At 61.3% G+C, this 25,189-nt stretch carries 19 protein-coding genes, 3 rRNA genes and 2 pseudogenes; 20 read left to right on the forward strand and 4 right to left on the reverse strand.

What is annotated here, in order from left to right; genetic code table 11:
* The first annotated feature begins 11 nt into the window (after window positions 1-11).
* Both ACUCCZ_RS03945 and ACUCCZ_RS03950 read left to right on the forward strand, forming a co-directional pair.
* Window positions 12-1,376 (forward strand): M20/M25/M40 family metallo-hydrolase, encoded by a 1,365-nt coding sequence (locus ACUCCZ_RS03945; protein WP_435917996.1) that lies wholly within the window; start codon window positions 12-14, stop codon window positions 1,374-1,376.
* A 2-nt stretch (window positions 1,377-1,378) separates the two neighbouring features.
* A complete protein-coding gene (locus tag ACUCCZ_RS03950) occupies window positions 1,379-2,671 on the forward strand; it encodes a citrate synthase (protein WP_435917995.1) in 1,293 nt (430 codons plus the stop codon).
* A gap of 14 nt (window positions 2,672-2,685) precedes the next feature.
* Here ACUCCZ_RS03950 and ACUCCZ_RS03955 read toward each other — a convergent pair whose 3' ends face one another.
* Window positions 2,686-3,654: an aldo/keto reductase gene (locus ACUCCZ_RS03955; RefSeq protein ID WP_435917994.1), complete on the reverse strand. Its 969-nt coding sequence runs from the start codon at window positions 3,652-3,654 to the stop codon at window positions 2,686-2,688.
* On the opposite strand from ACUCCZ_RS03955, the pseudogene ACUCCZ_RS03960 reads away from it, so the two are divergent.
* The 5 genes and pseudogenes from ACUCCZ_RS03960 to hisG form a co-directional block, all read left to right on the forward strand.
* Window positions 3,653-3,853: pseudogene (locus ACUCCZ_RS03960) on the forward strand (histidine phosphatase family protein); the annotation flags it as partial. The gene ACUCCZ_RS03955 and the pseudogene ACUCCZ_RS03960 sit on opposite strands and share 2 nt — an antisense overlap.
* Window positions 3,854-4,046: 193 nt before the next feature.
* A complete protein-coding gene (locus ACUCCZ_RS03965; RefSeq protein ID WP_435917993.1) occupies window positions 4,047-4,628 on the forward strand; it encodes a DUF3090 domain-containing protein in 582 nt (193 codons plus the stop codon).
* Between the two features lie 610 nt (window positions 4,629-5,238).
* Entirely contained in the window at window positions 5,239-5,844 is a 606-nt protein-coding gene (pnuC, locus tag ACUCCZ_RS03970) for a nicotinamide riboside transporter PnuC (RefSeq protein ID WP_435917992.1), read from the forward strand.
* Window positions 5,845-5,928: 84 nt separating this feature from the next.
* Window positions 5,929-6,195: a phosphoribosyl-ATP diphosphatase gene (locus ACUCCZ_RS03975; protein WP_435917991.1), complete on the forward strand. Its 267-nt coding sequence runs from the start codon at window positions 5,929-5,931 to the stop codon at window positions 6,193-6,195.
* A 74-nt stretch (window positions 6,196-6,269) separates the two neighbouring features.
* Window positions 6,270-7,124: an ATP phosphoribosyltransferase gene (gene hisG / locus ACUCCZ_RS03980; RefSeq protein ID WP_435917990.1), complete on the forward strand. Its 855-nt coding sequence runs from the start codon at window positions 6,270-6,272 to the stop codon at window positions 7,122-7,124.
* 90 nt (window positions 7,125-7,214) lie between these two features.
* Here the strand turns inward: hisG and ACUCCZ_RS03985 are convergent, their stop codons facing one another.
* On the reverse strand, window positions 7,215-7,817 hold the full coding sequence (locus tag ACUCCZ_RS03985; protein WP_435917989.1) for a hypothetical protein: 603 nt from the start codon (window positions 7,815-7,817) through the stop codon (window positions 7,215-7,217).
* 33 nt (window positions 7,818-7,850) lie between these two features.
* Between ACUCCZ_RS03985 and ACUCCZ_RS03990 the strand changes: the two are divergent.
* From ACUCCZ_RS03990 to pheT, 7 genes and pseudogenes are all read left to right on the forward strand, one after another.
* Window positions 7,851-8,121 (forward strand): annotated as a pseudogene (locus ACUCCZ_RS03990) (SseB family protein); the annotation flags it as partial.
* 391 nt (window positions 8,122-8,512) lie between these two features.
* Window positions 8,513-9,154, forward strand: a complete 642-nt coding sequence (gene infC, locus ACUCCZ_RS03995; protein ID WP_435917988.1) for a translation initiation factor IF-3 — start codon at window positions 8,513-8,515, stop codon at window positions 9,152-9,154.
* A 100-nt stretch (window positions 9,155-9,254) separates the two neighbouring features.
* Window positions 9,255-9,461 (forward strand): 50S ribosomal protein L35, encoded by a 207-nt coding sequence (rpmI, locus tag ACUCCZ_RS04000; RefSeq protein WP_435917987.1) that lies wholly within the window; start codon window positions 9,255-9,257, stop codon window positions 9,459-9,461.
* Window positions 9,462-9,561: 100 nt separating this feature from the next.
* Window positions 9,562-9,933 (forward strand): 50S ribosomal protein L20, encoded by a 372-nt coding sequence (rplT, locus tag ACUCCZ_RS04005; protein ID WP_435917986.1) that lies wholly within the window; start codon window positions 9,562-9,564, stop codon window positions 9,931-9,933.
* Window position 9,934: 1 nt separating this feature from the next.
* Window positions 9,935-10,759, forward strand: coding sequence for a TrmH family RNA methyltransferase (locus ACUCCZ_RS04010; protein WP_435917985.1), 825 nt, complete (start codon window positions 9,935-9,937; stop codon window positions 10,757-10,759).
* Window positions 10,760-10,889: 130 nt separating this feature from the next.
* Window positions 10,890-11,999 (forward strand): phenylalanine--tRNA ligase subunit alpha, encoded by a 1,110-nt coding sequence (gene pheS, locus ACUCCZ_RS04015; RefSeq protein WP_435917984.1) that lies wholly within the window; start codon window positions 10,890-10,892, stop codon window positions 11,997-11,999.
* Window positions 11,996-14,515 (forward strand): phenylalanine--tRNA ligase subunit beta, encoded by a 2,520-nt coding sequence (gene pheT, locus ACUCCZ_RS04020; protein ID WP_435917983.1) that lies wholly within the window; start codon window positions 11,996-11,998, stop codon window positions 14,513-14,515. The genes pheS and pheT overlap by 4 nt, the downstream gene beginning before the upstream one ends.
* A 78-nt stretch (window positions 14,516-14,593) precedes the next feature.
* Here the strand turns inward: pheT and bioB are convergent, their stop codons facing one another.
* Window positions 14,594-15,760, reverse strand: coding sequence for a biotin synthase BioB (gene bioB, locus ACUCCZ_RS04025; RefSeq protein WP_435917982.1), 1,167 nt, complete (start codon window positions 15,758-15,760; stop codon window positions 14,594-14,596).
* 72 nt (window positions 15,761-15,832) lie between these two features.
* On the opposite strand from bioB, the gene ACUCCZ_RS04030 reads away from it, so the two are divergent.
* The 6 genes from ACUCCZ_RS04030 to rrf all read left to right on the forward strand — a co-directional run bounded on the left by ACUCCZ_RS04030 (window position 15,833) and on the right by rrf (window position 24,192).
* Window positions 15,833-16,399 (forward strand): TetR/AcrR family transcriptional regulator C-terminal domain-containing protein, encoded by a 567-nt coding sequence (locus tag ACUCCZ_RS04030; protein ID WP_435917981.1) that lies wholly within the window; start codon window positions 15,833-15,835, stop codon window positions 16,397-16,399.
* Between the two features lie 96 nt (window positions 16,400-16,495).
* On the forward strand, window positions 16,496-17,041 hold the full coding sequence (locus ACUCCZ_RS04035; protein WP_435917980.1) for an arginine repressor: 546 nt from the start codon (window positions 16,496-16,498) through the stop codon (window positions 17,039-17,041).
* Window positions 17,042-17,117: 76 nt separating this feature from the next.
* Window positions 17,118-18,374: a tyrosine--tRNA ligase gene (gene tyrS, locus ACUCCZ_RS04040; protein ID WP_435917979.1), complete on the forward strand. Its 1,257-nt coding sequence runs from the start codon at window positions 17,118-17,120 to the stop codon at window positions 18,372-18,374.
* Window positions 18,375-19,105: 731 nt separating this feature from the next.
* Window positions 19,106-20,631, forward strand: a 16S ribosomal RNA gene (locus ACUCCZ_RS04045).
* 263 nt (window positions 20,632-20,894) lie between these two features.
* Window positions 20,895-23,977, forward strand: a 23S ribosomal RNA gene (locus tag ACUCCZ_RS04050).
* Window positions 23,978-24,075: 98 nt separating this feature from the next.
* Window positions 24,076-24,192 (forward strand): 5S ribosomal RNA (gene rrf / locus ACUCCZ_RS04055).
* Together the 16S, 23S and 5S rRNA genes form the textbook arrangement of a ribosomal RNA operon.
* Window positions 24,193-24,425: 233 nt before the next feature.
* Here rrf and ACUCCZ_RS04060 read toward each other — a convergent pair.
* Window positions 24,426-25,085 (reverse strand): class I SAM-dependent methyltransferase, encoded by a 660-nt coding sequence (locus ACUCCZ_RS04060; protein WP_435916371.1) that lies wholly within the window; start codon window positions 25,083-25,085, stop codon window positions 24,426-24,428.
* Window positions 25,086-25,189 lie beyond the last annotated feature (104 nt).

Below are 25,189 nucleotides of genomic sequence, written 5' to 3' on the forward strand. Positions count from 1 at the left end.
ACAATCGCGACATGTCAGATCTCTTCAGCATGCCTCTCGAAGGCCTTGTCGACGGGCCGAACAGTCCGCAAGCCGAGGTGGTCGACATCTGCTCGCGCATGATTCAGATCGACTCGCAGAACTTTGGTCCACAAGACGCTCGTGGCGAGGTCGACATGTGTCGCTACGTCTCCGGGCTCCTGGAAGAGATCGGGGTAGACGTCTCGATCTACGAATCCGAGCCCAGCCGAGCCACCCTGGTTGCTGAGTGGGCACCCGAAGGCACCGACATGAGTCGTCCCGCCTTGTTGCTTCACGGCCACAGCGACACCGTGCCCTTCGAAGCCGAGGACTGGGCCCATCACCCGTTGTCCGGCGAGGTTCACGACAACTGCATGTGGGGCAGGGGAGCCATCGACATGAAAGGTTTCCTCGCGATGGTGCTCTCAGCCATCCGAGCCCGTCATCGTCGCGGTGAGGTGCCGTCGCGTCCGATTCGCATCATCATGTTCGCTGACGAGGAGGCATCCGGCACTCTCGGATCCACCTGGCTGGGTGCCAACCATCCGGAGATCTTCGACGGCGTCACCGAGGCCATCAGCGAGGTGGGTGGGTTCTCCCTGACGACCCCTGGGGGCACGCGGGTCTACGTCGTCCAGTCAGCCGAGAAGGGCCTGTGGTGGTTCCGAATGAGTGCCACCGGCAGCGCCGGCCACGGCTCCATGCGCAACCCGGACAACGCGGTCAGCCACTTGTTGGAAGCTCTGTCGCGCATTGATTCCCATCAGTGGCCCGACCTGGGCCACCCCGTGCAGGAGGAGTTCCTGGCCAAGGTTTCCCAGATGTGGGGTCTGACGATCGACCGGGACGACCTTGAGTCGTGCCTCGCACCGATTGGGCCGCTGTCCCGCATGGTTGCCGCGTGCTGCTCCCACAACGTCACTGCGACGGTGCTGTCGGCCGGGTACAAGGTCAACGTCGTGCCGACTCGGGCCAGCGCCGAGATTGACGCCCGCTTCATTCCCGGGTCTGAGGAGGAGATGATCTCGACGATCAAGTCCTTGGCTGGTCCCGGGATCGATATCGAGACGATTTCCCTCAAACCAGCAGCGGAAGCGCCCTTTGAGGGGGCAGCCGTCAATGCCATCCGTCATGCCATTGACGCTGAGGATTCGGGAGCGATCGTGCTGCCGTATCTCAATTCAGCAGGCACCGACGCGAAGGGGTTTGCCGTTCTCCCGAACGGCCGTCGCATCAACTGCTACGGCTGCACCCCGCTGCGACTTCCCGCTGATTTTGACTTCATCAGTCTGTTCCACGGCGTCGACGAGAGAGTCCCAGTGGCCTCCCTCGTATTCGGTGCCAAAGTCGTCGATCACATTTTGCAGGAGGCCTGACGATGAGCCACGAAACGCACGACATTGCAACCCTGATCCTCGACGGTCAGGAGTACTCCCTTCCTGTCATCACCGGCACCACCGGCGACCGGGTCATCGACATCTCTGATCTTCGCCGGATGACCGGCGGCGTGACAACCTTCGACCCTGCCTTCGCCAATACCGCATCCTGCCGGTCTGCCATCTCCTGGATTGACGGCGAGGATGGTGTGCTCACCTATCGAGGACTCCCCATCGAGACCTTTGCCGAGCAGAAGGTCTCCTTCGTGGAGACGGCTTGGCTGCTCATTTTCGGCGAGTTGCCGACCGAGGCGCAGCGTGACGACTTTCGGAATCGGCTGACCGAGTATTCCGCGCTGCACCGGTCGATGGATCTTCACTTCAATGCCTTCCCTCCCAACGGCCACCCCATGGCGATCATGTCGTCAATGATCAATGCGATGAGCACCCATGACCGCCCGCGCATCACGGACGAGAACTCCTTCACCGACGCCGCTGCCAAACTGATGTCCAAGGTGAGGACGATCGCGGCGGCCTCGTACAAGGCGTCGATCGGGGAACCGGCGATCTACCCGCGCTACGACCTCAAGTACGTCGAAAACTTCATGCACATGATGTTCTCCCTGCCGTACCGCGACTACGAGCCTGACCCGATTGCCGCCAGGGCCCTCAACCTCTTCCTCGTCCTCCATGCCGATCACGGCCAGAACTGTTCGACTTCGACGGTCCGGATGGTGGGGTCATCCGGTGCCAACCTCTTCACGTCGTGCTCGGCTGGTGTCTGTGCCCTCTGGGGAGACCGCCATGGGGGTGCCAACGTCAACGCGGTGCGGGCTCTGCAGCGCATCCATGACTCCGGCCTTTCCCCGCGTCAGTATCTGGCCAAGGCCAAGGACTCGGGGGAGAGGATTTCCGGCTTCGGGCACCGCGTCTACCGCAACTGGGATCCCAGGGCAAGGATCTTCCGCGGTGCTGTCGGTCCGTTGCTCGAGACGATGCACAAGCCCGACCCACTGCTCGACGTCGCCATGGAGCTCGAGGACGCCGTGCTGGCCGACGACTACTTCGTCGAGCGCAGGCTCTACCCGAACGTGGACTTCTACTCCGGAATTGTGCTGAGGGCTCTTGGCATCCCGCTCAACATGTTCACCGTCATGTTCGCCATTGGCCGGATGGCCGGCTGGATTGCGCACTGGAAGGAGGTCGCCGAGGATCCGACGACGAGAATTTCCAGGCCGCGTGAACTCTACGACGGTCCGGTTTCGACGCCGTGGATGCCTCGCGCCGAACGTTGAGACCGGGACGGCCCTCAGGACTCCTCGCGGGCCAAGTTCGGCCCGCCCGTGATGTCGTCGAGGGCCGCGCTGATCTCCGGGGGCAGCACGATGTCATCGGCACCCAGTAGTTCCTCGAGCTGCGCCGTCGTTCGCGGTCCGACGAGGGCCGACGAAACGACGGGGGCGTCGCGCACCCAGGTCAGAGCAATCTGCGCGGCCGTCGCTCCTAGCCCGTCGGCCGCCTTCGAGATGGCGTTGACGACAGCTCGGGATTTGGGCGTCAGATAGGGCTGCACGAACCACGAGAGACGGTCGGAACCGCCACGAGAATCCTTGGGAGTGCCGTTGCGGTAACGACCAGCCAGCACGCCACGACCCAAGGACGACCACGCCAGCAGGCCCATGCCGTGATGCTGGGCGGAGGGGACGACCTCGATCTCGGCGCGACGAGCCAGCAGGGAGTACTCGACCTGGTTGCTCACCAGCGGAGTGCGAGCTCCTGTCGCTCGCTGCCAGGTGGCCGCCGTTGCCGACTGCCAGCCGACGAAATTGGAGACGCCGACGTAGCGGGCCATGCCTGAACGCACAGCGTGGTCGAGGGCAGCGCAGGTCTCCTCGATGGGGGCATCTCCCCAGGCATGCACCTGCCACAGGTCGACGTGGTCGGTGTGGAGGCGACGTAGGGATCCCTCCAGATCGCGCAACAGAGCGGTTCGGGAGGTGTCGACGACCCGTTTCTTCCCCTCGGCGACGAATCCAGCCTTCGTGGCGATGACGAGGTCGTCTCGGCTGATGTCGGTGTGAATGAGCTTGCCAATGAGCTGTTCGGCGAAGCCACCACCATATGCAGGGGCGGTGTCGACGAGGTTGCCACCGGCGTCGACGAAACGGCGCACCATGGAGCGAGCCTCACGAGTGTCGGTGTGACCTCCCCAGGTCAGGGAGCCCAGACCAATGGCAGACACCTTGAGGCCGCTGGCCCCGACGGTTTTCATGCGCATGTGCGTCCTCCTCGCTCAGATCACCCTAACGGAGCACCCTCAAGCCGGCCTTGAGGCAAGACGCCAGGACCAGGCGCAATACAGCGACGCCGTGGCACGACTTCTGCTCATTCGACACGGGCGTACTGAGGCCAATGCGAAGGGAGTCCTCGCTGGCCGTTCGAGCCATCCCCTCGACGAGGTCGGTACTCGCGACGCGGGGGCGCTGGCTTCCCAACTGACGGACGTGACACCTGGCCTCGTCGTGACCTCCCCCGTTGATCCTGAGCAGCGAGTCGGATTGGTGCATGGTGGTCGACAATCCACCCGAGGCCACCATCTCGGCGATGATGCCCAGCGAGACAGGTTCCGTCCTGTGCTCCTGCCAAGGGTTGGGTGGCTAGGGTGGAGGCATGACTCGTCGCACCTTCCGATTCGAACGGCCCGATCGGGTCGTGGTCGGCACCGTCGGTCGCCCAGGAGCACGGGTCTTTCACCTTCAGGTTCGGGAAGGCTCCCGCCTGGTGACGGTGCGGTGCGAGAAGGCTCAGATCAGCCAGCTTGCGCTTCAGATGGACAGGATTCTGGACGGCTTGGCTGCCCATGCCGCCGACGTCCTCGTCCCGCCGACGATCCACACCCCTGACGATCTCGCCCCGCTGGACTCACCTCTTGACGAGGAATTCACAGTAGGTGCCATGGCGATGGCCTTCGATGACCCGAGCAAGCGCGTCGAAATCGAGATGTATGCCGCCAGCGATGACGAGTTGATGATCAACGACCCAGCAATGCTGTTGACCACACTTCCTGAGTCGGCACTGGACTCCCTTGAAATCTTCATGACGACCTCCCAGGCTCGCCAATTCGTCGCTCGATGCAATGTCGTCGTGGCGTCGGGACGCCAATACTGCCCGTATTGTTCCCAGCAGATCCTTTCTGGTGGGGGCCATCTGTGCCCTCGGTCAAATGGCTATCGCACATCGTTGGTGTGGTGAGCTCGACGAATCCCTGGGACCTGCCACAAGCACCTCGGCCTCGCGCACCGTGGCGAATCGACGCTGCCCTGCCCGATTCCAGTGATGGTGCGCTTCGAGTGCGCGATGCGGACGACAGGCTGTGGGTGTACAAACCGGTTTCCCATGAGCGTCGTTTTCATGGCTTTCCTGCCGGGACCCTTGCTGGACGTGAGGTTTCGTCCTACCGGCTGTCCCAGCTCATGGGTGTTGGGCTGGTGCCGTTGACCGTCTTCATCGAGGACGGCCCACGAGGGGCTGGTTCGATACAGCGATGGATTGACGACGACCGGGAGAATCCGTTGGTGGTTGCCGACGTCACCGAACGTCTCCCGGGACACTGGCACGGATTGTCGCTGGGGATTGACGAGGACGGTCGCGAGATCGGGCTCGCTCATTCCCCGCATCCGGCTCTGCGTGCCCTGGCCCTCTTTGACGCAGTCGCCAACAACACCGACCGCAAGGGCGGTCACGTCCTGCTCGGGCCCGACCCCGATCTGAGTGGAATGCCTCACGTCTGGGCAGTGGACAACGCCCTGACCTTTGACACCGATCTCAGGTTGCGCACGGTGCTGTGGGCCTGGGTAAGCCGATGTTGTGGCGCGAGGTCATCGGGAATCTGTTCGGACTGGCATCGGCCCTCGGCGGCGCCCGTCGTCGAGTCTGGGCCTGGCCGGTTGGCATTGTCGGGAACGTCACCCTGTTCACGGTCTTCCTGGGTGGGGTGTTCCACACTCCTCAGGACCTCAACTTGTGGGGCCAAGCTGGTCGGCAGATCTTCTTCCTCGCGACCAGCGCCTATGGCTGGGTCGTGTGGGCTGCCACCCGACGCAACAATGGAGCCTCCCAGGTGGCCGTTCATCCCCGGTGGGCCACTCGTCGGGAACGCATCCTCAGCCCGGCGTCCGCTCTCGTCGGGCTCATCATCTTCTACGTCGTCCTTGAGGCCCTCGGCTCATGGGGTCCATTGTCGGATTCCTGGATCCTCACTGGATCGATCCTTGCCACGTGGGGCATGGCGCGTGGATGGAACGAGTTCTGGTTCGTGTGGATCGCCGTGGATGTTGTCGGCGTCCCGTTGCTTGCGACCGCGCAGTACTACCCGAGTGCGCTGATGTACGTGTTTTACGGAGCGTTCTGCTTCTACGGCTTCCTGACGTGGTGGCGAGCTCAACACGCAGGAGGGGCTGCGAACTGATCGGACGCTCGGCCCGGTGGCGTGCAAGGTCCGTCACGTGGTCCCAGGCATGGTCATGGCACCGCAGTCGGTAGCCTGACCACTGTGAGCAAGACATTCGAGGAACTCTTCGCCGAGCTGTCCACCAAGGCACAGACCCGCCCCGCGGGATCGGGAACCGTTGAGGAGCTCGACCGCGGAGTGCATGCCATCGGCAAGAAGATTGTGGAGGAAGCCTCTGAGGTCTGGATGGCCGCTGAGTACGAGGGCAACGCAAGGCTGGCCGTGGAGATCAGTCAGGAGATTTATCACCTGCAGGTCATGATGATCAAGCAGGGGTTGACCCTTGATGACGTCTACAAGCATCTGTGAATTTCCCCAGGTCGGGTTGTGCCTGGCCAGTCATCGTCATGTCCCCCGCTTTCTCAATCTCCTGAGGAGAATTCATGTCAGACCTGCTGCGCATTGCAGTGCCGAACAAGGGTGCCCTGTCGGACGCGGCGTCCTCCCTGCTGACTGAGTCCGGTTACCGTCAGCGTTCTGATCGCAAGGACCTCACCCTGATCGACGAAGCCAACGGGGTGGAGTTCTTTTACCTGCGGCCGCGTGACATTGCGGTGTACGTCGGTGAGGGCACTCTCGACATCGGTATCACCGGTCGCGACCTGCTACTGGATTCCGGAGCCGACGCCGCTGAGATCAAGGGTCTCGGATTTGGTCACTCCCGGTTCCGTTTCGCGGCACCCAAGGGTTCCGGCAACACCGTGGAGGGTCTGGCCGGTAAGCGCATCGCGACGTCGTATCCGGGCCTGCTCGGATCATTCCTGACGAAGCGAGGTATCGACGCTCACCTGATCCACTTGGATGGTGCCGTCGAGTCCTCGATCCGACTCGGGGTGGCTGACGCCATCGCCGACGTCGTCGAGACGGGAACCACCCTGCGCAAAGCTGGCCTCGAGCTCTTCGGAGACGTCATCCTGGAGTCCGAAGCCGTCCTCATCCAGCGGCGCGATTTCACCGGTGGCACGACCTTTGACCATTTCATGCGACGCATTGACGGTGTCCAGGTGGCCCGTAGCTACGTCATGGTCGAGTACGACGTGCCAGCCGAAGCCCTCGGCGCCGTCACCGAGCTGACTCCGGGCCTGGAGGCCCCGACGGTCTCGCCGCTGTCGAAGAACGGCTGGTATGCCGTGCGCGCCATGGTCCCTCGCGAGGCCGTGCAGGGGCTCATGGACGAGCTGTGGGACGCCGGTGCCCGCGCCATCCTGTCGACGGAGCTGTCTGCCTGTCGACTGTGATCGCCACGGTGCCCCCACCGTCACTGAAGAATGCCGTGGACCCCGGTTCGGAGCCCACGGCATTGCTGTGTGTTTTTTTGGGGGGAAGGATCATTCGATCCCGCGCTTGCGCAGAATGTCCTCGAGCTCGGCGTCCTCGTCCTTCTCCGTGGCCGAGATCTTGGAGGACCTGGCCGTCGGCTCGGAAGAGCTTGAGCTCGGCGTCCTAACCGGAGCGGTGGCAGGTGTCTTCGGGGCATCAACGGGTAGCGAGCTCGTTTCGGATGCCGGTCGCGACCCCTGAGGGGCACTTTGCGGGGAAGCAGAACCTTGGGACTTCGGCGAGACCGACGTGGCGCGGGCCTGCTTGCGTGCGGCGTGATCCTGACGACGCTGACGTCCGGTCTCGCGGTCAACCGGGGGCATGAAACCGGCGATGAACCAGGTCACCAGGCCAATGGCGATGGCGATGACGCCGATCCAGATGGCCGGTGTCATGGCAGCACCGGCGAACCAGTCCACGACGAGGCGGATCGCTCGGACCAACAAACGCATCAGTCCTGTCAGGACCAGACCGATCGGAATGAGGGCCAGACCCAGTCCGCGCAGCAGAGCTCGGGAGGAGCGGCGAGAAAACCACCCTGACAGGGCTCGCAACAGTGGAAGGACGACCAGGACAATAGTGACGACGGCAACGACGGTCGTTTCGCTCATCCCTCAACTGTGTCACACGGCGGCGACATAGAGGACGAGGCCGGTGAGACCGGTGCGATCACACTCACCAATGAGCAGGGGAAGTACCGTCCTGGTCGCCTTCACCGGAACCGACTCCTTGACGCCATGAGACCGCCGGACCGGTTCCTGGCCAGCTCCCGGATCTGGCCGCCACCGTCACCGAGGTCCCGGCTGACGCCCTCCTCATTGACGTCGCGGGTCCGGTTCCACTCGTCTCGGGGCCAGACATCCTCGACTCGATCGAGCATGGCGGAAACTCATGACGTTCGAGGACGGCTGGGGTCGGTGTGCAGCGAGGACCTTTCCGGACGGGGAGGTCGGGTTTTGTGGAGTTGACTCGGAGGATGGCTCTCGATTTGGGGTGATGACTCCTGATGCCGTACCATCTTCAGAGCGATCAGTACAGAACTGGTCACGTGGAAGAGGGGGCCTGACCTCCCACCTGGGCGGATTTCGTCCGCCGGGTTCTCAACAACGATCCTCAGGGTCTCTTCCCCCCGAGGGTTGGGTAGGGTGCTCATGCACCCGCATGAGTCAGGCTTTCGCATTTCCGCGAGAGCCTTTTCCTGTACCCGGATCGCGGAGACGTGGACACGTCTCCATGCTGAACAGACATCCGGGAGGAACCCATCAGTACTGAACCCCGCATCAACGAGCGGATCCGCGTTCCCGAGGTGCGCCTGGTTGGCCCCAATGGCGAACAGGTCGGCATCGTCAGGGTCGAGCAGGCCCTGCAGCTCGCCCGCGAGCAAGACCTCGACCTCGTCGAGGTGGCTCCCCAGGCCCGTCCCCCTGTCGTCAAGCTCATGGACTACGGCAAGTTCAAGTACGAGGCGGCCCAGAAGGCCCGGGAGTCGCGACGCAACCAGGCGAACTCCATCATCAAGGAGATGAAGCTTCGGCCCAAGATTGACGACCACGACTACGAGACCAAGAAGGGCCATGTCCTGCGGTTCCTCAAGGCCGGTGACAAGGTCAAGATCACGATCATGTTCCGTGGCCGTGAGCAGTCTCGTCCGGAGCTTGGCGTCAACCTGTTGCGTCGCCTTGCTGACGATCTGACTGAGTACGCGACCGTCGAGTCCCCTCCCAAGCAGGAAGGGCGCAACATGCTCATGATCCTCGCCCCGACTCGTAAGAAGAACGAGGCCAAGGCGAATCAGAAGGCTGAGCGTGACCGCCGAGCCGCTGAGCGCGCCGAGGCTGCTGAGGCTGACAAGGCCTACGAGGCTGCCCAACGCGCTGCTGCCGGCACCGCCAAGAAGAAAAAGAAAAAGGGCCCCGCCGACAACATGGACCCTGACATCGACCTCTGAGCACTGCTCAGAACCAGGCGATCCGGTCTTCGCCGGTGAGCCAGCCCGGGACCTTTCCTCCGGTTCGCGGGACGACACACATGAACGAATGGAGCTATCCATGCCCAAGATGAAGAGCCACTCAGGAACGAAGAAGCGTTTCAAGGTGACCGGCTCGGGCAAGGTCACCGCTCGTAAGGCCGGCAAGCGTCACCTCAACGAGCACAAGTCCTCGCGCGTCACCCGCCGTCTGACCGGCGAGACCGTGCTGCCCAAGGGACAGGCCGCCAAGGTCAAGAAGCTGCTCGCGGGCCACCCCGGCCGCTGACGACAGCCGGCGTCGCCACTGACGACGTCTTCAAGTCCGCTGGGCGTCAGACGCCCCGAACCGATCCGGGACTGACCCGGGAAAACCAAGGAGAATCACCATGGCACGCGTGAAGCGTTCTGTGAATGCCAAGAAGAAGCGTCGCGAGGTCCTCGACCGGGCCTCCGGTTACCGCGGACAGCGTTCCCGTCTGTACCGCAAGGCCAAGGAGCAGACCCTCCATTCAGCCACGTACTCGTTTCGTGATCGTCGCGCCAAGAAGGGCGACTTTCGCTCGCTGTGGATCCAGCGCATCAATGCTGCTTCCCGCGCCCAGGGGATGACCTACAACCGTTTCATCAATGGTCTGAAGAACGCCGGCATTGAGGTCGACCGCAAGATGCTCGCTGAGCTGGCCGTCTCCGACATTGACGCCTTCAACAGCCTCGTCGAGATCGCCAAGGCCAACCAGCCGCAGAACGCTGCCGCCTGACGTGAGCATGACCGGTGGGCCGAACGCAGCGACCCATTCGAGATGCGATCCCATCTCGAATGGGTCGCTGCGTTCGGCCCGTCGGCTGTCCTCGCGGCGCGGACGTGAGGAATCCGGACTCTTCCTCGTCGAAGGCGCTCAGGCGGTACGTGAGGCACTGGCGTGGCCTGGCAAGGTGAATCTGCTGGCCACTTCGGATCCGGTGCGTGATGCCGAGCACGTCGACGCCGCGGAACGTCGTGGAATCAGGGTGGCGCTACTGACTGACGAGGACGTCAGTGCCTTGTCCGACACCGTCACCAGTCAGGGAGTCTTCGCCGTGTGCCGACAGGTCACCCGCCACGAGCTGCCCGACAGGCAGGTGCGTCTGGCCGTCATCTGCGCGCAGGTTCGAGACCCGGGTAACGCCGGAACGGTCATCCGCTGCGCCGATGCCTTCGGTGCCGAGTGCGTGATCCTGACCCGCGGATCGGTGGACCCGCACAATCCCAAGACGGTCCGTTCCTCGGTGGGATCGATCTTCCACCTGCCCGTCATCGTCGGCGTTGACCTTGCCGACGCCGTGGAGTGGGCTCGCAGCCACCAGATGGCAGTGCTCGCCGCCGACGGGGGAGGCCACAGTCTCGACGTCGTCGCCAGATCCGGACGCCTCAAGACGCCCATCGCCTGGCTGATGGGCAACGAGGCGTGGGGACTGCCAGAGGCAGACCGAGCCCTGGCTGACGAGGTCGTCGGGGTTCCGATGTGGGGATCCGCTGAGTCTCTCAATCTCTCCACCGCAGCTGCCGTCGTGCTGTACGCGACAGCGAGTGAACAGCGCGCCTGATTACCGAGAAGCGGCCATCAACCACTGACGGCGTCGGTCACCACTAGACTCGGGGTGATCGACGCCAGTCGCACACTTGCGCCCCGGAGAGGGGCGCTTTTCCAACGTCAACCCATCAGGGGGAAGGCCCATGAGTGGCCCCAACACGAATTATGACCCGGTCCAGGTGAGCACCTTGGACGCTGACCAGGTCGAGGCCCGGGTGGCCGAGGCACTGGAGGCGATCGCCGGGGTGTCCACCACTGCTGAGCTCAAGCAGGTGCGCATCGCCCACACCGGTGACAAGTCCCCGCTGGCCTTGGCCAACCGCGAGATCGGAGCTCTGCCTCCGGCCGCCCGCAAGGACGCCGGAAAGCGGATCGGTCAGGCCCGTGGCCGTGTCAACCAGGCTCTCAAGGCTCGCCAGGAGGAGCTCGCGGAGGCCGAGCTGGAAGCTCGTCTCGAGGACGAGACCACTGACGTCACCTTGCCGGTCGTCACCTCGCCGCAGGGGGCCCCGCACCCGATCACAGCTCTCATCGACGACGTCTGCGACGTCTTCACCGCCATGGGTTGGCAGATCGCTGAAGGTCCGGAGGCCGAGTCCGAGTGGTTCAATTTCGATGCCTTGAACCTTGGTAGCGACCATCCCGCTCGCGCCCTGCAGGACACCCTGTGGCTTGACCCGGTCAGTGATGGCAAGTGCATGCGTACCGCCACCAGCCCGGTGCAGATTCACACCCTGCTTACACAGCAGCCGCCGGTGCGCATCATCAGCCCTGGCAAGGTCTTCCGTGCCGACGAGTACGACGCCACTCACCTGCCGGTCTTCCATCAGGTCGAGGGCCTGTGTGTTGACAAGGGCATCACGATGGGTCATCTCAAGGGCACCGTCGACGCCTTCGCCCGCGCGATGTTCGGCGACGTGCGCACCCGGTTCCGTCCGCACTATTTCCCGTTCACCGAGCCCAGTGCCGAGGTCGACCTGGAGTGCTTCGTGTGTCACGGTGCGTCGGTCGGCAATCCCGACCGCCCGTGTCGTACCTGCCGCTCCGAGGGCTGGATCGAGTGGGGTGGCTGCGGCATCGTCAACCCGCGTGTGCTCATCGCCTGCGGAATTGACACCGACGTCTACTCCGGGTTCGCCTTCGGAATGGGCATTGATCGCACGGTGATGTTCCGCAACAACGCCCCTGACCTGCGCGACTTCGTCGAGGGTGACGTTCGATTCAGCCGCTCACTCAGGGGAGGAGCACGATGAAGGTTCCCATGTCATGGCTGCAGGCCATGGTCAACCTGCCTGACGGCACCACCACCGAGCAGGTGGCTCAGGCTCTCACCGACCACACTGCCACCGTCGAGAAGGTCGAGGTGGTCGGCGGCGAGCTGACCGGCCCGATCGTCATCGGTCGCATCCTGTCGTCGATTCCCGAGCCGCAGAAGAACGGCAAGACCATCAACTGGTGCCGAGTTGACGTCGGTCCCCGATACAACGCCGAAGGGCACCCCAACAATGTGCAGGAGGGTGTCGAGGGACGCGGCATCATCTGCGGTGCTCCCAACGCAGTTGAAGGCGCCTGGGTGGTCGTCTCCCTGCCCGGGGCCGTGCTCCCCGGTGGATTCGCGATCAGCGCCCGTAAGACCTACGGCCACATGTCCGACGGCATGCTCTGCGCTGCTGACGAGCTGGGCATTGGTGTCGATCACTCTGGGATCATTACCCTGCCGCCCTCCGTCGAGGGACACCAGCTGGTTCCCGGCGAGGATGCCCTGCCAATTCTCGGGGTTCCCGAGGAGGTCCTTGACGTCGACGTGACCCCCGACATCGGTTACTGCATGTCGGTTCGTGGTATCGCCCGTGAGGTGGCCCACGCCATGTCCGTGCACTTCCCGGATCGCTACGACGAGGAGCCGATCGGTCCGGTTGACGGTCCGGTTGGAGTGGACATTCAGTCGGATGCCTGCAGCCAGTTCGTCGCCCTGCCGGTGACCGGTCTGGATCCGCACGCTCAGACCCCACGATTCATCGCTGATCGCATCACCCGGGCGGGAATGCGTCCCATCAGCCTGACTGTTGACGTCACCAATTACGTCATGTTGGAGTCTGGTCAGCCGCTGCACGCCTACGATGCCGACAAGGTGAGCGGGACGATTGTCGTCCGCAAGGCTCACGAGGGTGAGCACCTGGTCACCCTCGACGACACCGAGCGCATCCTTGGTACCGACGACTTGGTGATCGCCGATGACTCGGGTGCCATCGGCCTGGCCGGTGTCATGGGTGGGGCCGCCACCGAGATGACCGCCGAGTCGACCTCGATCATTCTTGAGGGTGCCCACTTCGATCCCATGACGGTGGCTCGGGCGTACCGACGCCACAAGCTGGGGTCCGAGGCCTCGCGTCGCTTCGAGCGCGGCGTCGATCCAGTGTGCGCCCACACCGCTGCGGTTCGTGCCGCCGAGCTGCTGGCCCATTACGCAGGTGCGACCATCGGCGAGCCGACTGTCGTCGGTGCGGTCCCAGACATGCCTCACCAGACCATCAGCGCTGAGTTGCCGAGCCGCATCCTCGGCACGAAGGTGTCCACCGAGGAGGTCATCGAGATCCTCACCCGTTCGGGTGTCAAGGTGACCGCCCTGGGTAATTCCCTCAGCCTCGTCCCGCCGACGTGGCGTCCGGACCTGGTTGATGCATACGACTACGTCGAGGAGATCGGTCGCAAGATCGGTTTCGACCGCATCGAGCCGATCCTTCCTCCCGGCCTGGGCACCGCTGGCCTGACGAAGGCTCAGCAAGGTCGTCGTCGCGTGGTGCGTTCGGTCGTCGAGGCCGGATTCGTCGAGCTCATCACCTTGCCCTTCATCGGTGACAAGGACCTCAAAACCCTCGGGATCAGCGATGATGATCCGCGGCATGCGACGGTCAGGCTCGCCAACCCTCTCGACGACACCCACCCGTATCTGCGGACCAGCCTGCTGCCGGGGCTTTTCCACGCCGTGACGACGAACATGGCGCGGTCCCAGGAGGACCTCGCGGTCTTCGAGAGCGGTGTGGTTTTCCGCGCTGTGACCCCGGCCAAGGCTCCCCGTCCAGGTGTCGACGAGCGTCCCTGCGACGAGGTCCTCGCCGAGATCGACGCAGCCCTGCCCGCTCAGCTGCGCATGCTGGCTGCGGTGATCTGTGGCAACTGGTTGCCGGATCGGTGGGACGGCGAGCCCGTCAAGACTGATTGGCGTCATGCGGTTCTGGTCGCTCAGAAGGCCGCTGACGCCCTCGGCGTCACCCTGGAGCGCAAGGCCGACCGTCAGGCCCCTTGGCATCCGGGCCGGTGTGCCGTCCTCATCGTGGACGGCAAGGTGATCGGCCATGCAGGTGAGCTTCACCCGACCGTGGTGTCGGATGCCGGTCTGCCGCAGCGTTCCTGCGCTGTTGAGCTCAACCTTGACGCCCTCGTTGCTGCGGCTCCCCATGGTGGCCAGGTCAAGCCCATCTCGAGTTTTCCGGTGGCCAAGGAGGACGTCGCCCTCGTCGTTGACGAGTCCGTCGCCAGCGAGGATGTCCGTCGGGCTGTCGCTGAGGGGGCTGGATCCTTGTTGGAGTCCGTCGAGCTGTTCGACGTCTACCAAGGTGAGCAGGTCGGCGAGGGACACAAGTCGCTCGCCTTCAACCTTCGTCTGCGTGCTGCCGATCGGACTCTCACTGATGCCGAGGCGGCCGAGGCTCGCGACGCTGCGGTGGCTCGCGCCGAGGACGCCTGCGGGGCTGAGCTGAGGTCCTGACACCTACCGATACATGCCACGAGGGGTCGACATGATGTCGACCCCTCGTGCAATGTGTTCAGGCTTGCGCTGACGGCATCAGGCGTTTGCCGGAACCGCACTGCCGATACCACGGTGACGGATCGGAACCGCGTTGATGGGCAGGTCGGCTGACTGGGACGAATCGACGGTGGTGTGGACCACGGGCTGCCCGTCGGCTCCCTCAGGGACGAAGCCGCCGTCCTGAATCATCTGCAGGTCGGCAGCGCCGGCAGCGCCCTCACTGGTGAGGTAGTCGCCCAGAAAGATGGAGTTGACGACCTCGAGCGCCAGCGGCTGCATGGTACGGATGTGCTGCTCACGTCCGGCAGCAGCCCGCACCTCGGCGTCCGGATGGACGAAGCGGACCATGGCGAGACGCTTGAGGCACCACTGCGGGGTGATGTGCTGAGCGCCACCTGCCAGAGGCGTTCCCTCGAAGGGGAGCAGGAAGTTCACGGGCACCGAGTCGACCCCACGCTCACGCAGGTCGAAGATGACGTCGACGAATTCCTCGTCGGTCTCGCCCATACCAGCGATGACGCCCGAGCAGGGGGAGAGACCATTGCGCTTGAGGACCTCGACGGTGTCCATGCGGTCCTCGTAGGAATGGGTGGTGCAGATCTCTCCATAATGGGAGCGAGCGGTGTTGGCGTTGTGGTTGTAGGCGTCGGCACCGGCGTCCTTGATGGAGGCTGCCTTCTCATCGTCCACGAAGCCCAGACAGACGCAGACCTCGACGTCGGGGTGGTCTGCCTTGAGGGAGCGCACCATGCTGTTGACGTGCTCGACGTCACGGTTGGAGGGACCATGGCCGGAGGCCACCATGCAGACGCGACGAGCGCCGCCGGCGATACCGGCTTCGACTGCCTCGTGCACCTTCTCGGGGTCGGCCCAGGAGTACTTCATGATCTCGGCACGGGAGCCTAGGCGCTGCGAGCAGTACGAGCAGTCTTCGGGGCACAGGCCCGACTTGAGGTTGACCAGGTAGTTGAGGCGCACTCGGTTGTCGAAGAAATGGCGACGAACCTTTCCGGCAGCGGCGATGAGTGACATGAGCTCGTCATTATTGCTGCGAAGGATCTCGAGGGCCTCCTCCCGGGTGATCGACTCCCCCCTCAGGCCGCGTTCGGTCATGTCGGCTAGATTCAACAATGCTCTGGTCCTTCCGAGACTGGAGACGTCCTGAACACCGTTCAGGATTGAACGGGGTTCAATGTAGTCCATGAGGTTCGGCCGAAGTGGGCCACCCCCGGAAACATGTCATCGAAAAAGTGTCATCGAGTTCAGGGAGTCACCGTGAGCCTGACCAAGGCGGACGTCGTTCGGGCAGGGGTTGAGATCCTCGACACCTATGGCCTTGGCGACCTGTCCATGCGTCGCCTCGCACAACGTCTCGGCGTGAAGGCTGGTGCGCTGTACTGGCACGTTGCCAACAAGCAAAGCCTTCTGGCGGCGGTGAGCGATGAGATTTTGTCCGTGGATGCGGGGCCGACGTCCATTCCGGTTGCAGAGGCTGGCCTCGCTGAGGGGGTTGACGAATGGGCGAGGTGCTTCCGGAGGACGCTGCTTGCTCACTGTGACGGAGCAGAATTGGTCGCCTCGACCATTTCAGTGGGGCTGGGGGCCGTCGATCCCACTGTGACATTGCGAGAATTCCTGGCGGCTCATGGCTTCGATGATGATCGCGCTGGGGGAATCTGTCGTGCCATCGTCCATCTCGTCCTTGGCCACACCATGGAGGAGCAGACGCGCACCCAGTTGCACGACCTGGGCGTCATGGCAGAGGTCGATCTCGCCCGGCAAGAGGCGGATTTCGACCTCGCGCTGCGGATCTTCATTGCAGGCATGGAGAGCGTTCTGTGAATCGTAGGTGGACGCTGGCCGCTGAATTAGTGCATACTTATGTGAGTTACTGAATGTTCTATAGCCACTCCGATGGGGTGCGATCAAGGGGGGTCCATGAGCGAGGGGCACTCGGCGCCGACCTCGCGGGCAGCGCGGCACGCCCGCATCCGCGCCCTGATTCAGGGGGGAGGGATTTCCTCCCAAGCTGAGTTGGGCGAGATCCTGGCTTCCGAAGGCTTCGTTGCCTCTCAAGGCACCCTCTCCCGCGACCTCGTCGAGATCGGAGCCGTCCGGGGGCGTGATCACGCTGGAAACCCGTGCTATTCGATTCCCGAGGGAGAGCACCCCTCGGATGTGACGACGGGCTCGCCGGCGTGGGTCAAGTTGGCACGAATGACCAAGGAGTTGTGCACCGGAGTACGAAACAATGAGTACCTCGTGGTGCTCAAGACCCCACCGGGTGCTGCTCAGTACTACGGATCTGCCATCGACAAGGCGGGCCTGGACATCATCCTGGGGACGATCGCGGGGGATGACACCATCGCCTTGATGTGTGCCACAGGTGTTGATGCCGGAGAGTTGGCGGACGCCTTCTCCCAGATGGCCGTCACGGGTGTGCCTGCTGAGATCCTCTCACGTCCGGTGTGTGACTGTGAGTGAACCGCGGAGGACGGTTCGGTCGGTATACTGACGCCGAGTTGACCCCCACATGGGGTCTTGGTGAAAGGAAGATGACGTGTCGGATCTGTTGGACGACCTGGAGTGGAGAGGGCTTGTTGCCGATTCCACCGATCGTGAGGCATTGGAGGCCCACCTCGCCCAAGGACCCGTCACCTTCTATGTTGGCTTCGATCCGACCGCCAAGAGCCTTCACATTGGTCACCTCGTCCAGTTGATGCTGGTGCGAGCCCTGCAGGAACGCGGACACAAGCCGTTGCTCCTCGTCGGTGGGGCAACGGGTCTCATTGGTGATCCAAAGATGACTGGCGAGCGTCAGATGAATGACCGCGCGCTGGTCGCCGAGTGGGTTGAGTCCATCAAGGAACAGGTGAGCAAGTACGTCGACACCGAGGGGCCGAACGCCGCTCGGATCGTCAACAACTACGACTGGACGGTCGAGTACACCGCTCTGGACTTCCTGCGTGACGTTGGCAAGCACTTCTCGGTCAACCGGATGCTGGCCCGGGACGTCGTTGCCCGACGTCTGGAGAGCGGTATTTCGTACACCGAGTTCAGCTACGTCCTGTTGCAGTCACTGGACTTCTACGAGTTGCACAAGCGTTACGGCTGCAGTCTCCAGACCGGTGCCCAGGACCAATGGGGAAACATTGCTGCGGGTGCGGAGTTCGTTCGCAAGACGACCGGTGACACTGTGCACGGCCTGGTGACCCCGCTGTTGACCAAGGCCGATGGCACCAAGTACGGCAAGACCGAGTCCGGGACGGTTTGGGTCGATCCGGAATTGACGAGCGCCTACGCCTTCCACCAGTTCTTCCTCAATGCGGAGGACGCGAAGGTCATCGAGTACCTCAAGATCTTCAGTTCGCGTTCTCGTGAGGAGATCGAGGACTTGGCTCGTAAGACCAAGGAGGAGCCGTGGCGTCGTGCTGCTCAGCACTGCTTGGCCGACGACCTCACTGATCTTGTCCATGGAGTGGAGCAGCGTAAGGCTGCCGAGGCTGCTGCTCAGGCCATCTTCGGACGGGGTGAGTTGCGTGACCTCGACGAGACGACGGTGATGTCCTTGGCTGACGAGCTTGGCGCTGCTCATCATGAGGGTGGGGAGTACCCGACGATCATTGACGCCATGGTTGCGGCAGGGGTCGTCGATACGAAGTCTGCTGGTAAACGAGCCGTCATCGAGGGCGGCGCTTACCTCAACAACGTCAAGGTGTCTGACCCTGATCAGCGTCTGAGTGACGATGACTTCCTATGTGGTCGAGTGGCGTTGGTGCGCCGTGGTAAGAAGACGGTGGGTGCGTTGACCCGCTGAGCACCTCCATGTCGGATCCGTCCGGGGATCACCGTGTCTGCGGTGGTCCCCCGGACGGTTGTATTTACCCACCAAACGCAACCGTGACGCGGCCGGACGGTGGGGCGGTTCGAGTCCTGAATCAGCCCGATTTGCGTTGAGGGTGTGGTTGTGGCAGTGTTGTTTCTCGGCCCGGCGCCCGGTGGGTGTGGGCTGGTGGGAGTGCTGGTGATTCTGTTGTGGGATTGCTGGGGCATGAGTTGACGGTTGTTTGATGAGTGTTTAAGCTTCTGCGGGTTCCCTTGTTGGAGGGGGCTGGGAATGACTGGATGGTTTTCTTGATGGTGATTTCCCTGGTGAATTCCTGGATTTGACATTCAGGGTTGATCTGGTAAGGTTGATTGGGTTGCTGCCTTTAGGGGTGGTGAGCTGATTGTGGCTGGTTCTGCTGGTTGGTCTCGGTTTTGTGTGTCGGGGCTTGGTGTGGTAGGGTTGGTCGGGTCGCCTTGGGGTGGTCCTGCTTGTTGGTGGGGTTGTTCTGTGGGTGTGATGTTTGAGAACTCAACAGTGTGTCTTTGATAGTCAATGATTTTTTGATGCATCTTTTTGGTGTGTCGGATTTGTTTATGGATTCCTTTGTGATTCTGGACATGGACTGGATTTTTTGGTCAGTGTTTGGGGTTAGTGTTTTGGATTCTTCATGTTGACACCGTTGCCCTGTGCCTGTGTGGTGTGGGGTGGGTGATATTTTTTCATTGGAGAGTTTGATCCTGGCTCAGGACGAACGCTGGCGGCGTGCTTAACACATGCAAGTCGTACGGAAAGGCCTCTTTTTGGGGTACTCGAGTGGCGAACGGGTGAGTAACACGTGAGTAACCTGCCCACAACTTTGGGATAACGCTGGGAAACTGGTGCTAATACTGGATATGTGCTCCTGCTGCATGGTGGGGGTTGGAAAGCTTCGGTGGTTGTGGATGGGCTCGCGGCCTATCAGTTTGTTGGTGGGGTAGTGGCCTACCAAGGCGGTGACGGGTAGCCGGCCTGAGAGGGTGACCGGCCACATTGGGACTGAGATACGGCCCAGACTCCTACGGGAGGCAGCAGTGGGGAATATTGCACAATGGGCGCAAGCCTGATGCAGCAACGCCGCGTGCGGGATGACGGCCTTCGGGTTGTAAACCGCTTTCAGCAGGGACGAAGCTTGTGTGACGGTACCTGTAGAAGAAGCACCGGCTAACTACGTGCCAGCAGCCGCGGTGATACGTAGGGTGCGAGCGTTGTCCGGATTTATTGGGCGTAAAGGGCTCGTAGGTGGTTGATCGCGTCGGAAGTGGAAACTTGGGGCTTAACCCTGAGCGTGCTTTCGATACGGGTTGACTTGAGGAAGGTAGGGGAGAATGGAATTCCTGGTGGAGCGGTGGAATGCGCAGATATCAGGAGGAACACCAGTGGCGAAGGCGGTTCTCTGGACCTTTCCTGACGCTGAGGAGCGAAAGCGTGGGGAGCGAACAGGCTTAGATACCCTGGTAGTCCACGCTGTAAACGGTGGGTACTAGGTGTGGGGTCCATTCCACGGATTCCGTGCCGTAGCTAACGCATTAAGTACCCCGCCTGGGGAGTACGGCCGCAAGGCTAAAACTCAAAGGAATTGACGGGGCCCCGCACAAGCGGCGGAGCATGCGGATTAATTCGATGCAACGCGAAGAACCTTACCTGGGTTTGACATGGACTGGGAGTGCTCAGAGATGGGTGCGCCTCCTTGTGGGGCTGGTTCACAGGTGGTGCATGGCTGTCGTCAGCTCGTGTCGTGAGATGTTGGGTTAAGTCCCGCAACGAGCGCAACCCTCGTTCACTGTTGCCAGCACGTTATGGTGGGGACTCAGTGGAGACCGCCGGGGTCAACTCGGAGGAAGGTGGGGATGACGTCAAGTCATCATGCCCCTTATGTCCAGGGCTTCACGCATGCTACAATGGCCGGTACAAAGAGTTGCGAGCCTGTGAGGGTGAGCGGATCTCGGAAAGCCGGTCTCAGTTCGGATTGGGGTCTGCAACTCGACCTCATGAAGTCGGAGTCGCTAGTAATCGCAGATCAGCAACGCTGCGGTGAATACGTTCCCGGGGCTTGTACACACCGCCCGTCAAGTCATGAAAGTCGGTAACACCCGAAGCCGGTGGCCTAACACGTTGTGTGGGGGAGTCGTCGAAGGTGGGACTGGTGATTAGGACTAAGTCGTAACAAGGTAGCCGTACCGGAAGGTGCGGCTGGATCACCTCCTTTCTAAGGAGCGTTTTGTAAGGGCTCATTCAGTGCGTCTCGTGTGGGGCGTTGGTGGATGGGTTGGCTTCTTGTGGAGTATTGGCGTCCTGTGTGTTGTGGCAGGGTCTTAGGCATGCTGTTGGGGTTCTGGGGTATCACACTGTGTGTGGTGGCCTGGTGCGGTGATGCTGCGTCTGCTGTGTGGTGGGTGTGGTGTTGATTCGTGTGGTGGTTGAGAACTGTATAGTGGATGCGAGCATCTTATTATTTTTGTGTTTTGTGTTGTGTAAGTTGTGTAGTGCGATCGGTGGATGCCTTGGCACCAAGAGCCGATGAAGGACGTTGTAACCTGCGATAAGCCCTGGGGAGTTGGTAAACGAGCTGTGATCCGGGGGTGTCCGAATGGGGAAACCTGGAATGTCCGGAGTAGTGTCCGGTGGCCCTGCCCTGAATGTATAGGGGTGTGGGAGGTAACGCGGGGAAGTGAAACATCTTAGTACCCGTAGGAAGAGAAAACAATTGTGATTCCGTGAGTAGTGGCGAGCGAAAGCGGAGGAGGCCAAACCGTGTGTGTGTTCAAGCCGGCAGGTGTTGCATGTGCGGGGTTGTGGGGGCCTTTGGGTTCTGCTGCCGCAGGATCGGCCAGTGATAAATGTTGCGTGAAGGTGAAGCGTCTGGGAAGGCGTACCGGAGTGGGTGAGAGTCCCGTAACTGTAAGCGTGGCACTGGTGAGGGTTGCCCCAAGTAGCGTGGAACTCGTGGAATTTTGCGTGAATCTGGCGGGACCACTCGTCAAGCCTAAATACTCCTTGGTGACCGATAGTGGATGAGTACCGTGAGGGAATGGTGAAAAGTACCCCGGGAGGGGAGTGAAATAGTACCTGAAACCGGTCGCATACAAGCCGTCAGAGCCTTGTGGGGTGATGGCGTGCCTTTTGAAGAATGAGCCTGCGAGTTAGTGATGCGTGGCGAGGTTAACCTGTGTGGGGGAGTCGTAGCGAAAGCGAGTCCGATAAGGGCGCTAGTCGCGTGTTCTAGACCCGAAGCGGTGTGATCTATCCATGGCCAGGATGAAGCGTCGGTAAGACGTCGTGGAGGTCCGAACCCACTTCAGTTGAAAATGGAGGGGATGAGTTGTGGATAGGGGTGAAAGGCCAATCAAACACCGTGATAGCTGGTTCTCCCCGAAATGCATTTAGGTGCAGCGTTGCGTGGTTCTTGTCGGAGGTAGAGCACTGGATGGTCTAGGGGGCCTATCAGCTTACCGAAATCAGCCAAACTCCGAATGCCGGCAAGTGTGAGCGTGGCAGTGAGACGGCGGGGGATAAGCTTCGTCGTCGAGAGGGAAACAGCCCAGATCATCAGCTAAGGCCCCTAAGTGGTGACTCAGTGGAAAAGGATGTGGAGTTGCGTAGACAGCCAGGAGGTTGGCTTGGAAGCAGCCATCCTTGAAAGAGTGCGTAATAGCTCACTGGTCAAGTGATTCCGCGCCGACAATGTAGCGGGGCTTAAGTTATCCGCCGAAGCTGTGGCAGACCCTGTGTGGGTTTGGGTAGGGGAGCGTCCTGTGTGAGGTGAAGCTGCCGGGTGACCGTGTGGTGGATTGTGCGGGAGTGAGAATGCAGGCATGAGTAGCGAATGACGGGTGGGAAACCCGTCCGCCGATTATCCAAGGGTTCCAGGGTCAAGTTAATCTGCCCTGGGTGAGTCGGGACCTAAGGCGAGGCCGACAGGCGTAGTCGATGGATAACCAGTTGATATTCTGGTACCGGCTTGTCACCGTTCGTGTCGAGGTGTGTGATGCTAAGCGTGCGAGCCTGCCATTGTGGCATCGTTGATGTTGTGGTGGTGTGGTGAGTGTGTGAACCGATCATGTAGTAGGCAAGCTGCGGAGGGACGCAGGGAGGTAGCTCATCCCCGGCGATGGTTGTCCGGGGCTAAATGTGTGGACCGTCTGGTAGGTAAATCCGCCGGGTGTGTGGTTGAGGCATGATGGCGAGCCCATGTGTGTGGGTGAGTGAGTGATCCTGTACTGTCGAGAAAAGCTTCGTGAGCGAGGTGGCTGGTCCGCCCGTACCCTAAACCGACACTGGTGGATAGGTAGAGTATACCGAGGCGATCGAGATCATCATGGTGAAGGAACTCGGCAAAATGCCCTCGTAACTTCGGGATAAGGGGGACCTGAGCTGTTGCTGCCACGTGCTGGTGGTTGCGGTGAGGGGCGCAGAGACCAGGGGGAAACGACTGTTTACCAAAAACACAGGTCCGTGCGAAGTCGTAAGACGATGTATACGGACTGACTCCTGCCCGGTGCTGGAAGGTTAAGGGGAACTGTTAGCGTGTGCGAAGCGGTGAACTTAAGCCCCAGTAAACGGCGGTGGTAACTATAACCATCCTAAGGTAGCGAAATTCCTTGTCGGGTAAGTTCCGACCTGCACGAATGGAGTAACGATTTCCCTACTGTCTCCACCATGAACTCGGTGAAATTGCATTACGAGTAAAGATGCTCGTTACGCGCAGCAGGACGGAAAGACCCCGGGACCTTTACTATAGTTTGGTATTGGTGATTGGGACGACTTGTGTAGGATAGGTGGGAGACTGTGAAGTGGCCACGCCAGTGGTTGTGGAGTCATTGTTGAAATACCACTCTGGTCGTTCTGGTTATCTCACTTTGGGCCGTGATCCGGTTCAGGGACAGTGCCTGATGGGTAGTTTGACTGGGGCGGTCGCCTCCTAAAAGGTAACGGAGGCGCCCAAAGGTTCCCTCATCCTGGTTGGTAATCAGGTGGTGAGTGTAAGTGCACAAGGGGGCTTGACTGTGAGACTGACAGGTCGAGCAGGGACGAAAGTCGGGACTAGTGATCTGACGGTGGCTTGTGGACGCGCCGTCACTCAACGGATAAAAGGTACCCCGGGGATAACAGGCTGATCTTGCCCGAGCGCTCATAGCGACGGCATGGTTTGGCACCTCGATGTCGGCTCGTCGCATCCTGGGGCTGGAGTCGGTCCCAAGGGTTGGGCTGTTCGCCCATTAAAGCGGCACGCGAGCTGGGTTCAGAACGTCGTGAGACAGTTCGGTCCCTATCCGCTGCGCGCGGAGGAATCTTGAGAAGGGCTGTCCTTAGTACGAGAGGACCGGGACGGACTGACCTCTGGTGTGCCAGTTGTTCTGCCAAGAGCATGGCTGGTTGGCTACGTCGGGTCGTGATAACCGCTGAAAGCATCTAAGCGGGAAGCATGCTTCAAGATGAGGGTTCCTACAGGTTTCTGGTAAGGTCTCCGGTAGACGACCGGGTTGATAGGCCAGGCGTGGACGCATCGTAAGGTGTGGAGCTGACTGGTACTAATAGACCGAGGACTTACACATTCTGTTTTGAGACGTCAAGAATGGTGTTGTGTCGCATCCACTGTACGGCTCCCAGCCCCCACGCGGGGTTGCGCCAAGCCTGACTGGCCCCATAGTTTTCCGGTGGTCATGGCGGAAGGGAAACACCCGGTCCCATACCGAACCCGGTAGTTAAGCCTTCCAGCGCTGATGGTACTGCATGAGGGATCATGTGGGAGAGTAAGACACTGCCGGAATTTATTTTTCAAAAGCTCCGGGCGGAACATTTTCGAGTGTTCCGCCCGGAGCTTTTTTGTATTCCTACACAACCGCCAACCTATGCCGAGCGTGCTGACTTCCCGTATTCGGGCGTCATTGTTCAGCGTTGTTCCTCGTCATGTCTGATGGCGAAGAAAACCAAAAACGATGACCGCGCCGGCATGCTGACGCGGTCATGGGGACGAATTCGAATTCATCGACTCGGGCGCCGTCAGCGCTGAGCTTTGGCCAGAAAAAGTGGGAACTCCTTGATTTGTCCGTCGCGTTCGCGCTTGATGGTCAACGGCACTGACCACGTCATCTCGCTGAACCCTGCATGTGAACACAGTCGGTTCATTGCTTCTTCGGTGAAGCCGTCGTGGTAATAGCGTGGGTCGTCGTCACCATCGGAGTGATGGACGTGAAATGCCCGTCCCTCCTTCTCGGTGAGGTCGATGGCGATGAAGGTTCCGTTCGGTTTCAACATCTTGTGCACGGATGAAAACAACGTCGCCAGGTCCTTGACGTGGTGCAGGACCATCTGGGCGATGACGAGGTCATAGTTGCCGTCGTCCAGCTTCGTCGAAGGACATGAGTAATCCCGATCGAGGACCTTCCATCCCCGGTCCGAGGTTCGTTCGGTGGCAACCCTGCGCATTCCCTCACTGGTGTCGGTCAAGGTGAACGTCCAGGTGGCCGGCATCACCAAATCGGCAATCTCGATGGCAAGCTGGCCCGTTCCCGCTCCGATTTCCAAGGCGTCGAGGTCGGGGATTCTGTGATTGTCGCCCGGACACATCGTCTCGACGATTGCGCGGGCGACGCGCTTTGCCTGCTTGTGCCTGTGAGGATTGGTCTCCCAGTCCTTGGCGCGGTTGTCGAATTGGCTCACGTCAGTTGATCCTAGATGGCTGGTGTGCGATCTGTGAGCGCTCATCGCCGACGGTGACGATCATGGGGTCGCTGGCTGGCCGTCAAGCACATGGTGAACCGGCT

The organism is Cutibacterium nasicola (genome assembly GCF_052654715.2).